The sequence below is a fragment of the Arthrobacter sp. CMU6 genome, assembly GCF_059090205.1.
Map to the genome: position 1 here is coordinate 132,708 of NZ_JBNHFL010000006.1, position 15,197 is coordinate 147,904.

Genomic DNA, 15,197 nt, shown 5'->3' on the forward strand with positions numbered 1-15,197 from the left:
CCAACGGAAGTCAGATGCGGGGGAGGACCTTGTAGTAGAGGTGGGTCACGGCGTCGCCCTGGATCACGGCTGTCTGCTCCAGCTTCACCGGGGCCGCGGCAAGGTTGTCGAAGAACCGGATGCCGTGGCCGAGGATCCACGGCGCCAGGTTCACCCGGATCTCCTCCACCAGTCCGGCGTCGATCGCCTGCCGGATGATGTCCGGACCGGCCAGGGCCACGTCCTTGTCCCCGGCCAGCGCGGTGGCGGCCCTCACCGCGTCCGCGAAGCCGGTGGTGACAAACGTGTACGGGATGCCGTCGCGGGGCCAGCCGTCCGGGACCGAATGGCTGAGGACCACGATGGGGCAGTCGATGGGGTGCTGGCCGCCCCAGCCGTCCGTCAGGTCGAAGATGCGGCGGCCCACCAGCATTGCACCGGCCGTGGACATGGTGCGCCGCAGGTGCATGGCGCTGGCTTCGGTCACATGCCAGGTCATGTCCGGCCTGGCCGTGGAGACCTCCACGGGGCCGTTGTTGTACCAGTCGAACAGGCCGTTGACGGAGTCGTCGGGGAGGGCGATGAAGCCGTCCAGGGACATCGTCATCTCGGCGACCAACCTGGCCATCCATGCGCTCCTCTTGATGGGTGTGGAGTTTTTGTCCAGATGTCGCGGGTTGGGGGCCCCTGAAGTCGCGATATCTGGACAAGAACTCCTGTCTAGGTGGGTGGTGGCTGCAGACGCGTGGCCCGCAGGACGGCGTCGGCGAGCACGGCCGACTGCCCGTCCGGACCAGTGGCCTCCCGTTCCCGGCTGGCTGCAACATCCACACGCCACCCCGGCGGGGCGATGCCGAGCTCGGCCGCGGCCTGCTCCGCCGTGAAGAACATCTCCGATGCCGCATGGCCCTCGCCCCCGTGCGAATGGCTGCGCCCCCCGGCGTGGCCGTCCTCGTCTTGGCTCTCGTCCGGCTGGCTGTCCTCCGAGATGCTTCGCCAGGGCGGCAGGCCGTCGGGGTGGTGGCCGACAATCAGCAGCGTCCCGCCCGGGCGCACCGCATCCGCGGCCACCCGGTGCGGCCGCTGCCACGGGGCCTCGGTGGAGTGCAGGAACTGGGCGGACACGAGATCGAACTGCTCCTCCGGCGCCCACGCGTCAAGGTCGCGCTGCAGCCACGTGATGCGTTTCCCGGCTGCTGAGGCCGCGGTATGCTGTTTGGCCCGTTCCAGCGCGACGGCGGAGACGTCTACCGCTGTCACCTTCCAGCCCTGCTCGGCGAGCCACAGGGCATCGGCGCCCTCTCCGCAGCCCAGGTCCAGGGCAGTCCCGGGCTCCAGCCCGGCCGCTTCGGCCACCAGCTGCGGGTTGGGCCGGCCGCTCCACACCCGCGGCCGGCTCCGGTACATCTCGTCCCAGTGGCGCGCGGCGGCGTCGTTCCCCTCGTGGTCCATGGGACATACCCTGCCACAGAATCCGGGGTCCAACTAGGACACGTCAGGGAAAGCCAGGACCCGTCAGGGAAGCAGGACAACCACGTTTTGCGATTCGTCCGCGAACACCGGATAGCTGCGCAGGTGACCGGTGCCGGTGGTCGAGCAGCCGGTCTCCAGCTCAAACGCATGCTGGTGCAGCGGGCAGACCACCACGGAGCGGTCGATGGTGCCGTCGGCGATAGGGCCGCCCTTGTGCGGGCAGACGGCGGACACCGCGCGGAGGGACCCGTCCCGGAGGCGGAACACCGCGATCTGTTCACCGCCCACGCCGTACGCCCGCCCCTCGCCCACGGGGATCTGGTCCATGGGACCGAGGACGTGCTGCCCGCCGCCGGGCAATCCGGCGGACAGCCCCGCGCCGGGCACTCCGGCGCTCATCGGAGCGGCACCTGGGGTAGCACCTCGAGCGGGAGCGAAGTGCGGAACTGGCCGGGGGTGAAGGGGCTGCTGCCTTCATTCCACGGGTCCACGTAGGCGTCCACCGACTCCTGTATGGCGGCGTCCAGCTGCGCCGCCAGGCCATCGGTGTCGTCCACGATGACCGCACGGAGGTGTTCGATCCCCACGCGCGGCACGAAGGCATACGTGCGTTCAAGCCAGTTGGCGCGTTCGCGGTAGTACTGCATGAACCGCCCGGCCAGCAGCGTCACGGTCTCGGGATCGTCTACGGTGGCCAGCAGGTCGCCCTTGCGGATGTGGGCGCCCGCAGCGCCGCCGACGTAGATCTCCCAGCGTCCGCCGTCGACCGCTACCACGCCCACGTCCTTGACCAGCGATTCAGCGCAGTTCCGCGGACAGCCTGACACCGCGAGCTTCAGTTTGGCCGGCGACTCGATGCCCTGGAACCGCGACTCAATCTCGATGCCCAGCTTCGTCGAATCACCCGTGCCGAAGCGGCAGAACTCCTGCCCCACGCAGGTCTTGACGGTCCGGAAGCTCTTTCCGTACGCGTAGCCGGACGGCATGTCCAGGTCCGCCCAGACCTTCGGCAGGTCCTCCTTCGGAACGCCGAGCAGGTCGATCCGCTGCCCGCCCGTCAGCTTCACCATGGGGATGTTGTATTTGTCCGCAACGTCGGCGATCCGGCGGAGCTGGTCCGGGGAGGTCACCCCGCCCTTCATCTGCGGTACCACCGAGAAGGTGCCGTCGCGCTGGATGTTGGCGTGGACGCGGTCGTTGACGAACCGCGCGTCGCGCTCGTCGATGTACTTACCGGCCCACATCATCTTCAGCAGGGACGCCAGGCCCATCTTGGATTTCGCGTCCTCTGCGCCGCCCGGCGCCAGCGCCGCGAATACGGCAGACACGGACCGCAGGCCCTGCTCCCGGATCGCCGCCATCAGTGCGGCCTTCTCCAACGGCACACCGGGAACGTAGTACGCCGCCGCGGGGTCCTCCTCCACAGCACCGTCGGCGGCCCATTCCACCACCTGACGGACCAGCAGCTTGCAGGAGCCGCAGCCCTTGCCGGCCCGGGTGGCGTCCATGACGCCGGACAGTGTGGTGCAGCCGCCCTTGACTGTGTCAGTGATGGCCTGTTTGCTGACGCCGTTGCAGTTGCAGACCTGGGCATCGCCGTCGAGTTCGGCCACACCGGCTTCCTCGCCGGGTCCGCCGAGATCGAACAGCAGCGAGACCCGTTCCTCAGGCAGCGGCAGCCCGCGGTCGAACGCCTGCGTCAGGTAGGCCACCTTCCGGCTGTCCCCGAGCAGCGTTGCGCCCACGATCTTGCTGTCGCGGATCACGACGGACTTGAACACGCCCCTGCTGGGCTCGGAAAACACCACGTGCTCGTCAGTGTCCCGTTCCGGCGCCTGGAGCCCCATGGAAGCGACGTCGACGCCGGCCACCTTGAGTTTCGTGGCTGTGCGGGAGCCCAGGTAGGCGGCCTTCGGGTTGGCTCCGGTGACGTGGTCGGCCAGCACTGCGGCCTGCTCCCACAGCGGCGCCACCAGCCCATAGACCTCGCCGCGGTGCTGGACGCATTCACCGACGGCGTAGATCTCGTCCTCGTCCGGAACGCGCATGTGGTCGTCCACCACGATGGCCCGCTCCACCGGCAGGCCGCTGGTCACGGCCACCTCCACATTGGGGCGGATTCCGGCGGCTACCACCACCATGTCGCAAGCGATGTCCGGCGCGTCCCGCAGCTGGACGCCGCGCACCTTGTCGCCGCCCAGGATGGCAGTCGTCCGGCTGCTCGTATGGACCCGGATCCCGAGCGCCTCGACGCTCCGGCGCAGGACAGCGCCGCCGTCGGGCCCCATTTGTGCGTTCATCAGGTGCCCGCCGGAATGGACGACGTCGACGCCGATGCCGTGGCTTTGCAGGCCCCGGGCGGCTTCCAGCCCCAGCAGTCCGCCCCCGATTACGACGGCGCGCCGGTGGTGGTCCTGCTGGGCATAGGAGACCATGCCCCGGGTGTCGTCGATGGTGCGGAAGGCGAACACTCCTGGCAGCAGCCGCCCGCCTGGCGTATAGAGGCCTTCGACGGCGGGCATGAACGAGCGGCTGCCGGTGGCGATGATCAGGACGTCGTACGGGGTGGCCCGGCTGTCGTCGGAAAAGACCAGCTTGGCGAAGCGGTCGATTTTCTCGACCCGGACGCCCGCGTGCAGCGTGATGTCGTTCTCGCGGTACCAGTCCAGCGAATTCAGGAAAATGCCGCCGGCGTCCTCCTCGCCGGACAGGACATGGCTGAGCATGATGCGGTTGTAGTTGCCGTAGGGCTCGTCGCCGAACATGGTGATCCGGTGCTGTACAGCCCCGCCGCGGGCCAGGATTTCCTCGACGGCGCGGGCACCGGCCATCCCGTTGCCGATCACCACGAGCCGGCGCCGGGCATCACCCGGCGTGCTCCGCCCGGAGCGGCTGGCAAGGGCGGTCATCAGTGCTCCACCATGCCCATGTCGACCACGACCGATCCGCTGACCCCTGTGTCCGCCAGCAGCCTCAGCTCGATCAGCGAGCCGCCGTCGATGTCCTCCACGACGCGCAGCGGCACGTGGACGTCACCCCTGGCCGCAATCGGGAAGTACCGCATGGGCACGCCATCGCGCATCAGCACCACCGTGATCAGTTCCCCGGACGAGTTGCCGCCGCGGAAATACAGGGTCTGGTTGATGACGCCGTCCGGGACGAAGTGCGAGAGCTGGCTGTGGATGGGCACGGCTTTTTCGAGCCCGGCACCGTCGAACGGGAAGATGCCCTGAAGGAAGATGTTCTTCAAGATCACGGTTCAGATCCTTTCGGCGGAGGAACACTGCGGGCACTGGCATCAGCCCGGTATGACTCCATCCTTCGCCGCACGTGTTACAGCGCCCGGCGGCCCGTGTAATTTCCGCATAACACCTTCCTCACCGTCTTCCGGGCGGGCACCCTGCGGAGGAAAGCAGGAGAAGGAAAGCAAGAACCGCGCTGCGGACCACCGGGGTGGCCGCAGCGCGGTTCTTGAGGATGCTGCCCTGTTGGGGCGGAAGGATCTAGCCCTTGGCGGTGCCGGCGGCGGGGATGCTGGCGCCCTCCGCCTTCCATTCCGCGAGACGGGCCTGCTGCAGCGGCGTCTGGCGGTTGAAGTACCAGGCGGCGCCCAGCAGCAGGAACCACACGGGTGCCACTACCAGCGCGAGGCGGGTGTCCTCGGCCTGGGCAAGCGCCACCAGCATGAACACGAAGAACGCCAGGACTACGTAGGGCATGAAGGCAGAACCCGGCATCTTGAAGGCGGACGCCTCGTGGAGTTCCGGCCGGCGGCGGCGGAACACGATGTAGCTGATGAGGATCATCGACCAGACGAACATGGTCAGCACCGATGCCACGGAGGTGACGATGGTGAAGGCGCCGATCACGGAGTCGCCCGCGTACAGCAGGACCAGGCCGGCCAGCAGGAAGATGCAGGAAAACAGCAGTGCGTTCTGCGGAACCTTGCGGGAGCTCAGCTTGCCGAAAGCCTTGGGAGCATTGCCATCCTGGGCGAGGCCATAGACCATGCGCGAGGTGGAGTAGATGCCCGAGTTGGCGCTGGAGGCGGCCGAGGTCAGGACCACCAGGTTGATCACGACGGCGGCAATCCCCAGGCCGGCGAGGGTGAACATGCCGATGAACGGGCTGCTGGCGGAGTCGATGCTGCGCCACGGGTTGACGGCCATGATGACCACCAGGGCGCCCACGTAGAAGAGCAGGACGCGGATCGGGATCGAGTTGATGGCCCGGGGAAGGTTCTTTTCCGGATCCTTGGTTTCCGCGGCCGCAGTGCCCACGAGTTCGATGCCGGCGAAGGCGAAGATGGCGATCTGGAAACCGAGGATGAAGCCGAACATGCCGTGCGGGAACATGCCGCCGTCGTTCCACATGTTCGCCAGGTTGGCCACCGCGCCGCTCGGCGAGGTGAAGTTGGTGGCGATCATGACCACACCGGTGGCGATCAGGGCGAGGATAGCCACCACCTTGATGATGGCGAACCAGAATTCCGCTTCGCCGAAGGCCTTGACTGTGGGGAGGTTCAGCAGAATGAGTACCACGGGGGTGATCAGTGCAGGGATCCAGAGGGGCGTGCCCGGAGCGAGCTTGTCCACGTAGCCGGCGATGGCCACGATATCGGCCACGCCCGTCACCACCCAGAAGAACCAGTACGACCAGCCGGTGAAGAAGCCTGCCCAGGGGCCCAGGATGTCGCCGGCGAAGTCGCTGAAGGACTTGTAGTTCAGGTTGGAGAGCAGGATCTCGCCCATGGCCCGCATCACAAAGAACAGCATGAAGCCGATGATCATGTACACGAAGATGACGGACGGGCCGGCAAGGGAGATGGTCTTGCCGGAGCCCATGAACAGGCCGGTGCCGATGGCGCCGCCGATAGCCAAAAGCTGGATGTGGCGGTTGCCAAGTCCGCGGGCGAGGTGCGGTTCCCTGCTCTGGCCGGGTTCATCACGTTCTGTGGAGGGTTGAACGGAAATGCTGGTGGTGCGTTCAGACATCAAGTCTTCTTCCTTGTCACAGGTGCCGGCACGTGCGGGAGGTTGCCGTGCCGGCCGCGTCGGTCCGCCGGAGATGTGACGGAACTAACAATTGGGATGGTGTTAAGACTATGAGCGGCGGAGCGCGGCAAGTGCGCGCCTGCCGCCCGCACCGCATGGCGGCGGGCAGGCGGGAGGCCTGCGGCCCGGGCGGATCGGCGCGGCAGGAGAAGCGCATTCCCGCAGTCCAGCCGGGAATCGCGCCCGTCAGCGGGAAATTCGCAGTGGGCCCGAAACCCCGCAATAGTCTTCGACATATGTCCAGCATGACAGCCTCAAAAGTCGTCCATTGTTGTCCGTGAGCTGCGTCACGCAATACCGGGCGGCGGTGGGAAGGGGTGAACAGCGCGGTCGGCCCCCCGAACCGAAGCCGCCACGGAACCCGAAAGGGCCAGAGCCGAAGCCGGAAGGGGTCGGAAAGGGCCAGGAAGCGGCGCCGGAAAGGGCCCGCGGGGCGTGATGCTAGACTGGTGGAACTTGATGTGCAGTGATGCCCGCTTTTGGTGGGCTTTTTTCATGTGAGAGGCACATCCTGCGTCGATGAACGCTATTGGTCCCGGCGGCCGCTGTTTGAACATGGCAGCAGCCCGGTTGATCACCTGACTTTTCTTCGGCGACCCCCTGGGCCAACCGGCGTAGGGGGCCGATATCCGCTGGATACCGCCTGAAAGACCCTGATAAACGCATATGACTACTTTTGCTGCCCTCGGCACGCCCAAGGCACTCGCCGACACGCTGACCGCCCAGGGAATCACTGAGCCGTTCCCCATTCAGGTCAAAACCCTGCCGGACACCCTGGCCGGCCGCGACGTCCTGGGCCGTGGCCGCACCGGCTCCGGTAAGACCATCGCCTTCGCCGTCCCGCTGGTTGCCCGCCTCGCCGAGCGCGAAGCCGCCTACTTCCGCAAGCCGGGCCGCCCCCTGGGTCTGGTCCTGGCACCCACCCGTGAACTGGCCACCCAGATCAACGCGACGATCGAGCCGCTGGCCAAGGCCATGGGCCTGAACACCACCGTGATCTACGGCGGCATCTCCCAGGCGCGCCAGGAAAAGGCGCTGCGCGCCGGCGTCGACATCGTCATCGCCTGCCCGGGCCGGCTGGAGGACCTGATCCGCCAGCGCATCCTGACCCTCGAAGCCGTCGAGGTGACGGTGCTCGACGAGGCCGACCACATGGCCGACCTCGGCTTCCTGCCCGTGGTCAAGAAGCTCATGGACATGACCCCGAGCCAGGGCCAGCGCCTGCTGTTCTCCGCCACGCTGGACAACGGCGTGGACAAGATCGTCCAGCGCTACCTGTCCAACCCGCTGACCCACTCCGTGGACGATCCGCAGGCCGCGGTGACCACCATGGAGCACCACGTGCTGGTGGTCAACGACCAGACCGTCAAGAAGCAGCTGATCGTCGAGCTGGCCTCCGGCGCCGGCCGTCGCGTGCTGTTCATGCGGACCAAGCACCACGCCCGTAAGCTGGCCAAGACCCTGACCGACGCCGGGATCCCCGCCGTCGACCTGCACGGCAACCTGTCGCAGAACGCCCGTGACCGCAACCTCGCCGAGTTCTCCTCCGGGGACGTCCGCGTCCTGGTGGCTACCGACGTCGCCGCCCGCGGTGTCCACGTCGACGACGTCGAGCTGGTCATCCACGTGGACCCGCCCACCGAACACAAGGCTTACCTGCACCGCTCCGGCCGTACCGCCCGCGCCGGCTCCGACGGTACCGTGGTCACGCTGACCCTGCCCGAGCAGCAGACGGACGTCCGGAAGCTCATGAAGGCTGCCGGCGTCGAGGTCACCTTCGAGCGCGTCACGGCCGGCTCGCCGATCGTGGCCGGGCTGGTGGGCGAAATGGCCGACAAGATCGATCCCCGCACCCGTGCGGCACTGCTCGCAGCGAAGGCTGCGCAGCAGGGTGGCGGCAAGTCCACCGGTGCCAACGCCGAGCGCAAGCGCGCACGCCGCCAGGCATCACCCACGGCCGGTGGCCGGGGCGGCCGCGGAGGCCGCGGACGGGTTGCCGCCGAGGCTCCCCGCACGGACCTCCCCCGCGCCGAACGCCGTGCCGCAGCCTACGAGGGCCGCGCCGCTGCCCGCGACGCTGTAGAGCGCGTGGCTGAGCAGAACGAGGACCGCGCCACCGCGGCAGCTGCGGCCCGCCGCAACGCCCGCGGCCGCGGCACCGCCGCCAGCACGCACCGCAACGACGTCCCTGCCGCTGGTGGCCGCTCCTCGGCCGGCCGCGGTTCGGATGGGCGCGCGGCAGAGGGCCGGGGCGATTCCCGCTTTACGCGCAGCGAATCCCCCCGTGGCGGCACCGGCCGCCCGAGCAGCGGCGGCCAGCGGACCGGGCGTCCCGCCACGGGCCAGCGGGCAGCAGCCGGCAGCAAGGCCGGCGGCAGCGCCCCGGTCTGGTCCTCCACCAGCGGCGGCACGTCCGGCGGCTCGTACTCGGGCGGTTCCTCCGCGGGCGGCAGCGGCCGCTCCGGTGACGGCCGTCCGGCCCGGAAGTCCCCGCGCCGCGCGTCGGCCCCGGCGTCGAACGAGCGCCGCGGCCGCTAGAACCTGACCGGTGGTTGGGCTTGCCGAAACCCGGGTTTCGGCAAGCTCAACCACCGGCTTTTTAATACCCGGGTTCACCAGCCGCGGGCGCGCCACTCCTCAAGGTGCGGGCGTTCCGCGCCGAGCGTGGTGGGCTTGCCGTGGCCCGGGTGCACCACGGTGTCGTCCGGGTAGACGCCGAAGATCCGCTCGGTGACGTCCGCGAGCAGCTGGTTGAACCGTTCCGGGTCCTTCTGGGTGTTGCCCACGCCGCCGGGGAACAGCGAGTCACCGGAGAAGATGTGGGCGGGTCCCTCCGGATCCTGGTAGACCAGCGCCACCGAACCGGGGGTGTGGCCGCGCAGGTGGACGGCGGTGACGTCGAACCCGTCGAAGTTCCCGACGTCGCCGTGGTCCAGCAGCACGTCCACCGGCACGGGCAGTTCCGGGGCGTCGTCCGTGCCGGCTGCGGTCGTCGCACCGGTGGCTGCGACGAGGCCCGGCAGGGCCCGCACGTGGTCCCAGTGCTGGTGCGTTGTGGCGATGAGTGCCAGCTTCGCCTCGCTGGACGTGTCCGCCGCGGCGTCCGCGAGCAGGCCCTGGATGGCGGGCAGGTCATCCGCGGCGTCAATCAGCAGCTGCGCCCCGGACTCCCTGGCCGTCAACAGATACACGTTGTTGTCCATCTCGCTGACCGAGATCCGGCGGATGGTGATGTCCCGAAGTGAATGAATGAGCGTGTCCATCAGCCCAGTCTAGGGATGAGCCCCGTCATGGGATTCAGCCGGCTCGGGAGCGGCATCGGTACCGCGCCGACGGGAAGGGGCCGCCGGCAGCATCTTGAGCCCGGCCGCGCATCCCACAATGCCCGCGATGAACAGCACCTTGAGGAGACTGAAGGGCTCGACGCCGGTGGCCATGGCCCAGCCGACCGTCAGGGCCGCGCCGATCCCCACCCAAACCGCGTAGGCGGTGCCGAGAGGGATCTGTTTCACCGCCATGCCCAGGCCCTGCATGCTGAGGGCGGCCGTCGCAACGAAGACAACGGTGGGCAGCGGCCGGGTCAGGCCCTCGGACAGGCCCAGTGCCGTGGCCCAGACGGCTTCCAGGACGGCGGAGGCGAGCAGGATAATCCAGGCTGTGGCTGGCTTCGCGAGCATTACGCCACCGCCTTCAGGCCAACCACGCACGCGGCGATACCGGCGAGCAGCAGCAGCCGCGCCGCCGTCGGCCGTTCAACTTTGGCCACGATTGCGTAGGCGGACGTCAGCACCACGCCCACGCCCACCCACACCGCGTAGGCGGTGCCGGTGGGAATGGACTGCATCGCGATGCCGAGGCCTGCGGTGCTGGCCACGACCGCGACGAGGAAGAGGGCCCCGGCGGCAACCCGGCGCCGTCCCGAAGACTGGGACGCCCGGTGCAGCGCTGCCGCCCACACCGCCTCGAGGGCGCCGGAAAGAATGAGGATGAACCACGACATGACAGATCCTTTGGCCAGTCTTGTCGCGCACCGGGTACTGAACCGTCGTCCGGAGGTCCGGGAAGGGGACCTTGGCATTTACCCTAGCAACGCCCGACGGCGGCGGCCACCGTTGGTGGCAAATCTCACCACCCTAGGCGTGGTTAGGTTTCCCGGTCAGAGCCTGCCGCCGGCCGCTTCCGGTGCCGCGGCGTCACGGCCGCCGTCGCCGATGGTTTCACGGGCAACGAAGTTCTCGATGTCGAAGGAGTTGTCCGCCCGCTCGGCGATGTTCAGAAGCGTGGTCATCGAGGCGACCTCCTCCACCTGTTCCTTGAGGAACCAGAGCATGAACTGCTCGCCGAGCGCGTCATCCTCGGCCCGTGCCGCGCGGAACAGGCTTTCGATGCTGCGGGTGACTTCTTTCTCCTGCTGGAGTGCGAGCCTGAGCGGGTCCGTTACCGAAGCAAAGTCGTTGCGGACGGCGGGCACCCCAGGGATGGGGACGGCGACGCCGCGGTCCACCATGTACTGGACCATCATCATGGCGTGGTTGCGTTCCTCCACCGACTGCCGGTAGAAGTACCTGGCCAACTGCGGCAGGTCCTGGTTGGTGAACCAGACCGCCACGGCAATGTACTGCTGCGAGGCCGCGAATTCGTTGCCGATCTGGAGCAGCAGGAGATCACTGAATTTTGACTTGGTCATGGCACCGAGTCTAGGTTCCGGCACCGGCCGGGACCAGAGCTGTCTAGTCCGTCACCGGATCAAGGGACACCACGGCCAGGAAACCGCGGCCCAGGATTTCCGGCGTCTGGCTGTCCGAGCCCACCACCGCGTCGTAGCGGCCGAGTTCCACGGGCGCGCTGTCCTGGCCGCCGCTGCCGGACCCGGCGCCAGCCGAACTGCCGGCTTTCCCTGGGCTGACCGTGGCCTGGCCCTGCAGCAGGATGCCCAGCTGGCCCTCGAACACTGGATGGGCCCGCTTCTTGGACAGCTCCACGATGGAGGTGTACGCCTTGAAGGCGCCTTCCCGGGCGATGACGTTGAGGTTGCGGATATCCCCGGTGGGCAGGGCAGAGGAGGAGGCCGCGCCGCCAGGAAAGCGGAAAGGCCGGTACTTTTCGAGCGGGTGCTCGGCCCCGTCCACGGCCAGCAACAGCAGTTCGCCCTCGACGACGGTCAGCACCCGCTCCATACCCGGAAAGGCGGAGTGCTCCCCGGCACTGGTGACGTCGGCAATGCTGACCCGCCAGTCCCACGCCCCGTCGCCGGAAGTCCCGTCGCCGGAAGAAGCGGCCCCGGCGGAAGCGCCGCCACGATGGCTGGCCAGTTCACGGGTGACCCCGCCGCCGTTGCGCCAGGGCTGGGGTTTGAGGTCGGAGAACCGGATGATCTGCATCAGCCCAGCCTATCCGCGCGTTGCCCGGACACTCCCTCCCGCGTAAAGTCGGCGACGGATCGCTGCAGTGGTGGGCGACGCTTTCAACAACGAGGAGCCGGTGAATGTTCGTCAAAATCTGCGGCCTGAGCACGCCTGAATCAGTCCGGGAGGCCGTGGAAGCCGGAGCGGACGCCGTCGGCTTTGTCCTGACGGCCAGCCCCCGCGTGGTTTCACCCGCGCAGGTCACCCAGCTCGTGAAGGCCGTGCCTGACGGCGTGGCCGCCGTCGGCGTCTTCCGTGCCGAACCGGCCGCCGACGCGGTGGCGATTGCCCGCGCCGCCGGGCTGAGCTGGATCCAGCTCCACGGCGAGCGCACACCGGGCGACGTGAAAACAGCGCACGACGCCGGCATGAAGGTCATCCGCGCCGTCACCATGGGTGACAAGCCGGACGCATTCGCCGACTGGGGAGAGGAACTGCTGCTCATCGACGCCGCGGTTCCCGGTTCCGGCGAGGCCTGGGACTACGGTTCCGTGCGCGCCAAAGGCCTGGAGGGACGGCAATGGCTCCTGGCCGGCGGCCTCGACCCCGCCAACGTGTCCCAGGCCGCCCGCGACGCCGGAGCATGGGGCGTGGACGTCTCCTCCGGCGTCGAACAAAGCAGGGGCGTAAAGGACCTGGCCAAGATCAGGGCGTTCGTGGCAGCAGCCAAAGGCTGACCGCCCCCGTGACTCCGCCGGTAACAGTCGGCGGCGCCAGGACACCCGCGGCTCCCCTCTACGCTGCCGGCTTCGTGACCGCGTTCGGAGCCCACAGCATTGCCGCCGGCATGGGTGCGCAGAGCGGCAACATCGGCCTGACCCTGCTGAACCTGGGAATCCTGCTGGCCGTCTACGACATCTCCGAGGTGTTCCTCAAGCCCGTCTTCGGTGCGTTGAGTGACCGGATCGGCGCCAAACCGGTCATCGTCGGCGGACTCACCGGCTTCGCGGCCCTGTCCCTGATCGGCCTGTGGGCCGCCGACCCGCTGCTGCTGGGCCTTGCCCGCCTGGGCCAGGGGGCCGCCGCGTCGGCGTTCTCCCCGGCGTCCTCCGCGATGGTGGCCCGGCTGTCGGCGGGGAAGAACGCAGGCACCTTCTTCGGCAGGTACGGGTCCTGGAAGAGCCTTGGATATGTGATCGGCCCGCTGCTCGGCGCCGGGCTGATTGCCGCCGGCGGCTTTGCGCTGCTGTTCGGGGCGCTGTCCGCCCTTGCCGCGGCCACTGCCGTGTGGGTCCTTCTGGCCGTGCCGCACCTGCCGCCGCTCCCGCGCCAGCGGTACACCGTGCTGGACCTGGCGCGGCAGGTGGCTGAGCGCAGGTTCCTGGTGCCCACCCTGGTGCTGGCAGCATCGATGGGGGCCATGGGGGCGGCTATCGGTTTCCTCCCGGCCCTTGCCGTGCAGCACGGCCTGGACCCGCTGGCGGGCACCGCCGCCGTCAGCGTGCTGGCCGTGGCCTCACTGCTGGTCCAGCCGCGGGTTGGAGCGATGCGCGACATGCACCGGATCGGCGACGCCGGCGGCATGCGCACCGGCCTGCTGCTCACCGCCGCCGGGGTTGCCCTCGTGGCCGCAGCGCCGGGACCGGTCACTATTTTTATCGCCGCGGCGGTCATTGGCGCCGGTGTCGGCGCGGCCACCCCTCTGGGTTTTGCGCATTTGGCGGACAGCACGCCGAAGGACAGGATGGGTCGGACCATGGGCTCGGCCGAACTGGGACGCGAACTCGGCGACGCCGGCGGCCCGCTCCTGGTGGGAGCCGTCGCCACCGCGGCCTCGCTTCCGCTCGGGCTAGGGTTGCTCGCACTGCTGGTCGCGGCAGCCGGGATACCGCACCTCAGTCCAAAGGCGGTTGCTGCCACGGGTGAAGGTCGGCAGGCTGAAGGTTAAGGGTTAAATCAGGGCAGACCCCGGGGCACGGGAAGCTTCCCTACCGGCAGAATGGACGGATGAAGACACTCCTGAACATCATCTGGCTGGTTTTCGGCGGTTTCTGGCTGGCGCTCGGCTACTTCGCCGCCGGGATCATCTGCTGCCTGCTCATCGTGACCATCCCCTGGGGCATCGCCTCCTTCCGGATCGCGTCCTACACCCTGTGGCCCTTCGGGCGGATGGTGGTGGATAAGCCGGGCGGAAATGGCGTGTTTTCGCTGCTCGGCAACGTGATCTGGCTGCTGGTGGCCGGCATCTGGATCGCCATAGGGCATGTGGTCACTGCCGTCGCCATGGCCCTGACCATCATCGGGATCCCGCTGGCCATCGCCAACCTGAAGCTGATTCCGGTGTCCCTGATGCCGCTGGGCAAGCAGATCGTGCCCACGGACAGGCCATTCATCACCGCCTACCGCTGACCCCACGCCGGCCTGTCAGTCCGGGCGAAGCCCCGGTCAGGCCAGTTCGCCCTGCAGGTTCCGCCGGGCGGCGTCAAGCCACAGCTTTCGGGCCCGCTCGGTATGGAAGAGCGGGTCCAGTGCCAGCAGTTGGCGGACGACGGCGGCCCTTCCGGCCGCGAAATCGGCGTCGCCAATGTGCGCATAGTCTTCCCGGACGGCAGCAACGTACCGGGCGTAGGACTCCGGCTCCCCGCCCAGAACGGACAGGTCTGCGTCGCAGAGGAGGGCGCCGTCGTCGTCCCCCGCTGCCGGCCGGTGGTCCGACGTGAGCCGGACCAGCCGCGCGACTTCTGCCACGTCGGCCTCCGCCAGGCCAGCCTGGCCGAGCCTGAGCTCGGCGAGCCGGGCGGATTCCTCCTCGTCCTGGCCGGCAACGCCCCGGTAGACGGCGTCGTGGAACCAGGCCGCCAGCAGCACGGTGCGCGGCGGCCGGGCGGGTGCGGTGAGCAGGTCCAGGGCTTCCAGCACGGCGAGCAGGTGGGTGCAGCCGTGATACCTGCGGTGGCTCTCGCTCCAGCGGTCCAGCAGATCCAGGAACAGGGCATCATGGCCCGGCATCACCATGTTCCACCGCGTGAGCAGGGGCGTTTTGAGGGACTTCGTCCGGCTGCGCGCCGGGATCCGGAGCCCGCTGGCGATCAGTTTACGGACCAGGACCCGTGCCTCCACCGGAATGGCGCCGGCGGCCACCAGATCGTCATAGCGGCGCTGCGGGACGTCGTAGTGGTCGCCGTCGAATGCCCGCTCCGGGATGCCCGCGGCGGTGGCGAAGGCGTGCAGTTCCGCCAGGGAGGTGTCCGAAATCAGGTGCGAGAACAGTGTTTCGTGGGCAGGCCAGAGCGGCGGATCGAGATAGACGGCCATGGGGGAGAGTCTAGTCGGCGCCCGCCCGCAC

16 protein-coding genes and 1 riboswitch are annotated in these 15,197 nt (G+C 68.5%); of the genes, 4 read left to right on the forward strand and 12 right to left on the reverse strand.

The features are described from left to right. Window positions 1-10: 10 nt before the first annotated feature. From AC5RWD_RS06205 to cycA, 6 genes are all read right to left on the reverse strand, one after another. Window positions 11-607 carry a dihydrofolate reductase family protein gene (locus tag AC5RWD_RS06205; protein WP_494019170.1) on the reverse strand — a complete coding sequence of 199 codons (597 nt, stop codon included), beginning with the start codon at window positions 605-607 and terminating at the stop codon, window positions 11-13. A gap of 92 nt (window positions 608-699) precedes the next feature. Beyond that, window positions 700-1,431: an SAM-dependent methyltransferase gene (locus AC5RWD_RS06210; RefSeq protein ID WP_494019171.1), complete on the reverse strand. Its 732-nt coding sequence runs from the start codon at window positions 1,429-1,431 to the stop codon at window positions 700-702. Window positions 1,432-1,494: 63 nt separating this feature from the next. Then, window positions 1,495-1,851 carry a Rieske (2Fe-2S) protein gene (locus AC5RWD_RS06215; protein ID WP_494019172.1) on the reverse strand — a complete coding sequence of 119 codons (357 nt, stop codon included), beginning with the start codon at window positions 1,849-1,851 and terminating at the stop codon, window positions 1,495-1,497. After that, complete coding sequence (nirB, locus tag AC5RWD_RS06220) at window positions 1,848-4,361, reverse strand: nitrite reductase large subunit NirB (protein ID WP_494019173.1); 2,514 nt, start codon at window positions 4,359-4,361, stop codon at window positions 1,848-1,850. The genes AC5RWD_RS06215 and nirB overlap by 4 nt, the downstream gene beginning before the upstream one ends. After that, on the reverse strand, window positions 4,361-4,708 hold the full coding sequence (locus AC5RWD_RS06225) for a molybdopterin oxidoreductase (protein WP_190604760.1): 348 nt from the start codon (window positions 4,706-4,708) through the stop codon (window positions 4,361-4,363). The genes nirB and AC5RWD_RS06225 overlap by 1 nt, the downstream gene beginning before the upstream one ends. Before the next feature lie 247 nt (window positions 4,709-4,955). Continuing rightward, window positions 4,956-6,446, reverse strand: coding sequence for a D-serine/D-alanine/glycine transporter (cycA, locus tag AC5RWD_RS06230; RefSeq protein WP_494019174.1), 1,491 nt, complete (start codon window positions 6,444-6,446; stop codon window positions 4,956-4,958). Window positions 6,447-7,172: 726 nt separating this feature from the next. Between cycA and AC5RWD_RS06235 the strand changes: the two genes are divergently transcribed. Continuing rightward, window positions 7,173-9,044 (forward strand): DEAD/DEAH box helicase, encoded by a 1,872-nt coding sequence (locus tag AC5RWD_RS06235; protein ID WP_494019175.1) that lies wholly within the window; start codon window positions 7,173-7,175, stop codon window positions 9,042-9,044. A 74-nt stretch (window positions 9,045-9,118) separates the two neighbouring features. On the opposite strand, the gene AC5RWD_RS06240 is transcribed toward AC5RWD_RS06235, so the two are convergent. The 5 genes from AC5RWD_RS06240 to AC5RWD_RS06260 form a co-directional block, all read right to left on the reverse strand. Next, complete coding sequence (locus AC5RWD_RS06240; RefSeq protein ID WP_494019176.1) at window positions 9,119-9,769, reverse strand: MBL fold metallo-hydrolase; 651 nt, start codon at window positions 9,767-9,769, stop codon at window positions 9,119-9,121. A gap of 9 nt (window positions 9,770-9,778) precedes the next feature. Continuing rightward, window positions 9,779-10,183 carry a DMT family transporter gene (locus AC5RWD_RS06245; protein WP_494019177.1) on the reverse strand — a complete coding sequence of 135 codons (405 nt, stop codon included), beginning with the start codon at window positions 10,181-10,183 and terminating at the stop codon, window positions 9,779-9,781. Further along, complete coding sequence (locus AC5RWD_RS06250) at window positions 10,183-10,506, reverse strand: DMT family transporter (protein WP_494019178.1); 324 nt, start codon at window positions 10,504-10,506, stop codon at window positions 10,183-10,185. The genes AC5RWD_RS06245 and AC5RWD_RS06250 overlap by 1 nt, the downstream gene beginning before the upstream one ends. 9 nt (window positions 10,507-10,515) lie before the next feature. Beyond that, a riboswitch (guanidine-III (ykkC-III) riboswitch) is annotated at window positions 10,516-10,581 on the reverse strand. A gap of 81 nt (window positions 10,582-10,662) precedes the next feature. Beyond that, on the reverse strand, window positions 10,663-11,193 hold the full coding sequence (locus AC5RWD_RS06255; RefSeq protein WP_494019179.1) for a ferritin: 531 nt from the start codon (window positions 11,191-11,193) through the stop codon (window positions 10,663-10,665). Between the two features lie 43 nt (window positions 11,194-11,236). Then, window positions 11,237-11,887 (reverse strand): HutD/Ves family protein, encoded by a 651-nt coding sequence (locus AC5RWD_RS06260; RefSeq protein WP_494019180.1) that lies wholly within the window; start codon window positions 11,885-11,887, stop codon window positions 11,237-11,239. Between the two features lie 104 nt (window positions 11,888-11,991). Here AC5RWD_RS06260 and AC5RWD_RS06265 point away from each other — a divergent pair, with 104 nt between their 5' ends. Genes AC5RWD_RS06265 through AC5RWD_RS06275 form a run of 3 tightly spaced genes read left to right on the forward strand, consistent with a single transcriptional unit; the run spans window position 11,992 to window position 14,260 of the window. Beyond that, window positions 11,992-12,588: a phosphoribosylanthranilate isomerase gene (locus AC5RWD_RS06265; protein WP_494019181.1), complete on the forward strand. Its 597-nt coding sequence runs from the start codon at window positions 11,992-11,994 to the stop codon at window positions 12,586-12,588. Between the two features lie 8 nt (window positions 12,589-12,596). Continuing rightward, window positions 12,597-13,799 carry an MFS transporter gene (locus AC5RWD_RS06270; protein WP_494019182.1) on the forward strand — a complete coding sequence of 401 codons (1,203 nt, stop codon included), beginning with the start codon at window positions 12,597-12,599 and terminating at the stop codon, window positions 13,797-13,799. 59 nt (window positions 13,800-13,858) lie between these two features. Next, a complete protein-coding gene (locus AC5RWD_RS06275; RefSeq protein ID WP_306926363.1) occupies window positions 13,859-14,260 on the forward strand; it encodes a YccF domain-containing protein in 402 nt (133 codons plus the stop codon). A 36-nt stretch (window positions 14,261-14,296) separates the two neighbouring features. Here AC5RWD_RS06275 and AC5RWD_RS06280 read toward each other — a convergent pair whose 3' ends face one another. After that, window positions 14,297-15,166, reverse strand: a complete 870-nt coding sequence (locus tag AC5RWD_RS06280) for a DUF4031 domain-containing protein (protein ID WP_494019183.1) — start codon at window positions 15,164-15,166, stop codon at window positions 14,297-14,299. Between the last annotated feature and the right edge of the window lie 31 nt (window positions 15,167-15,197).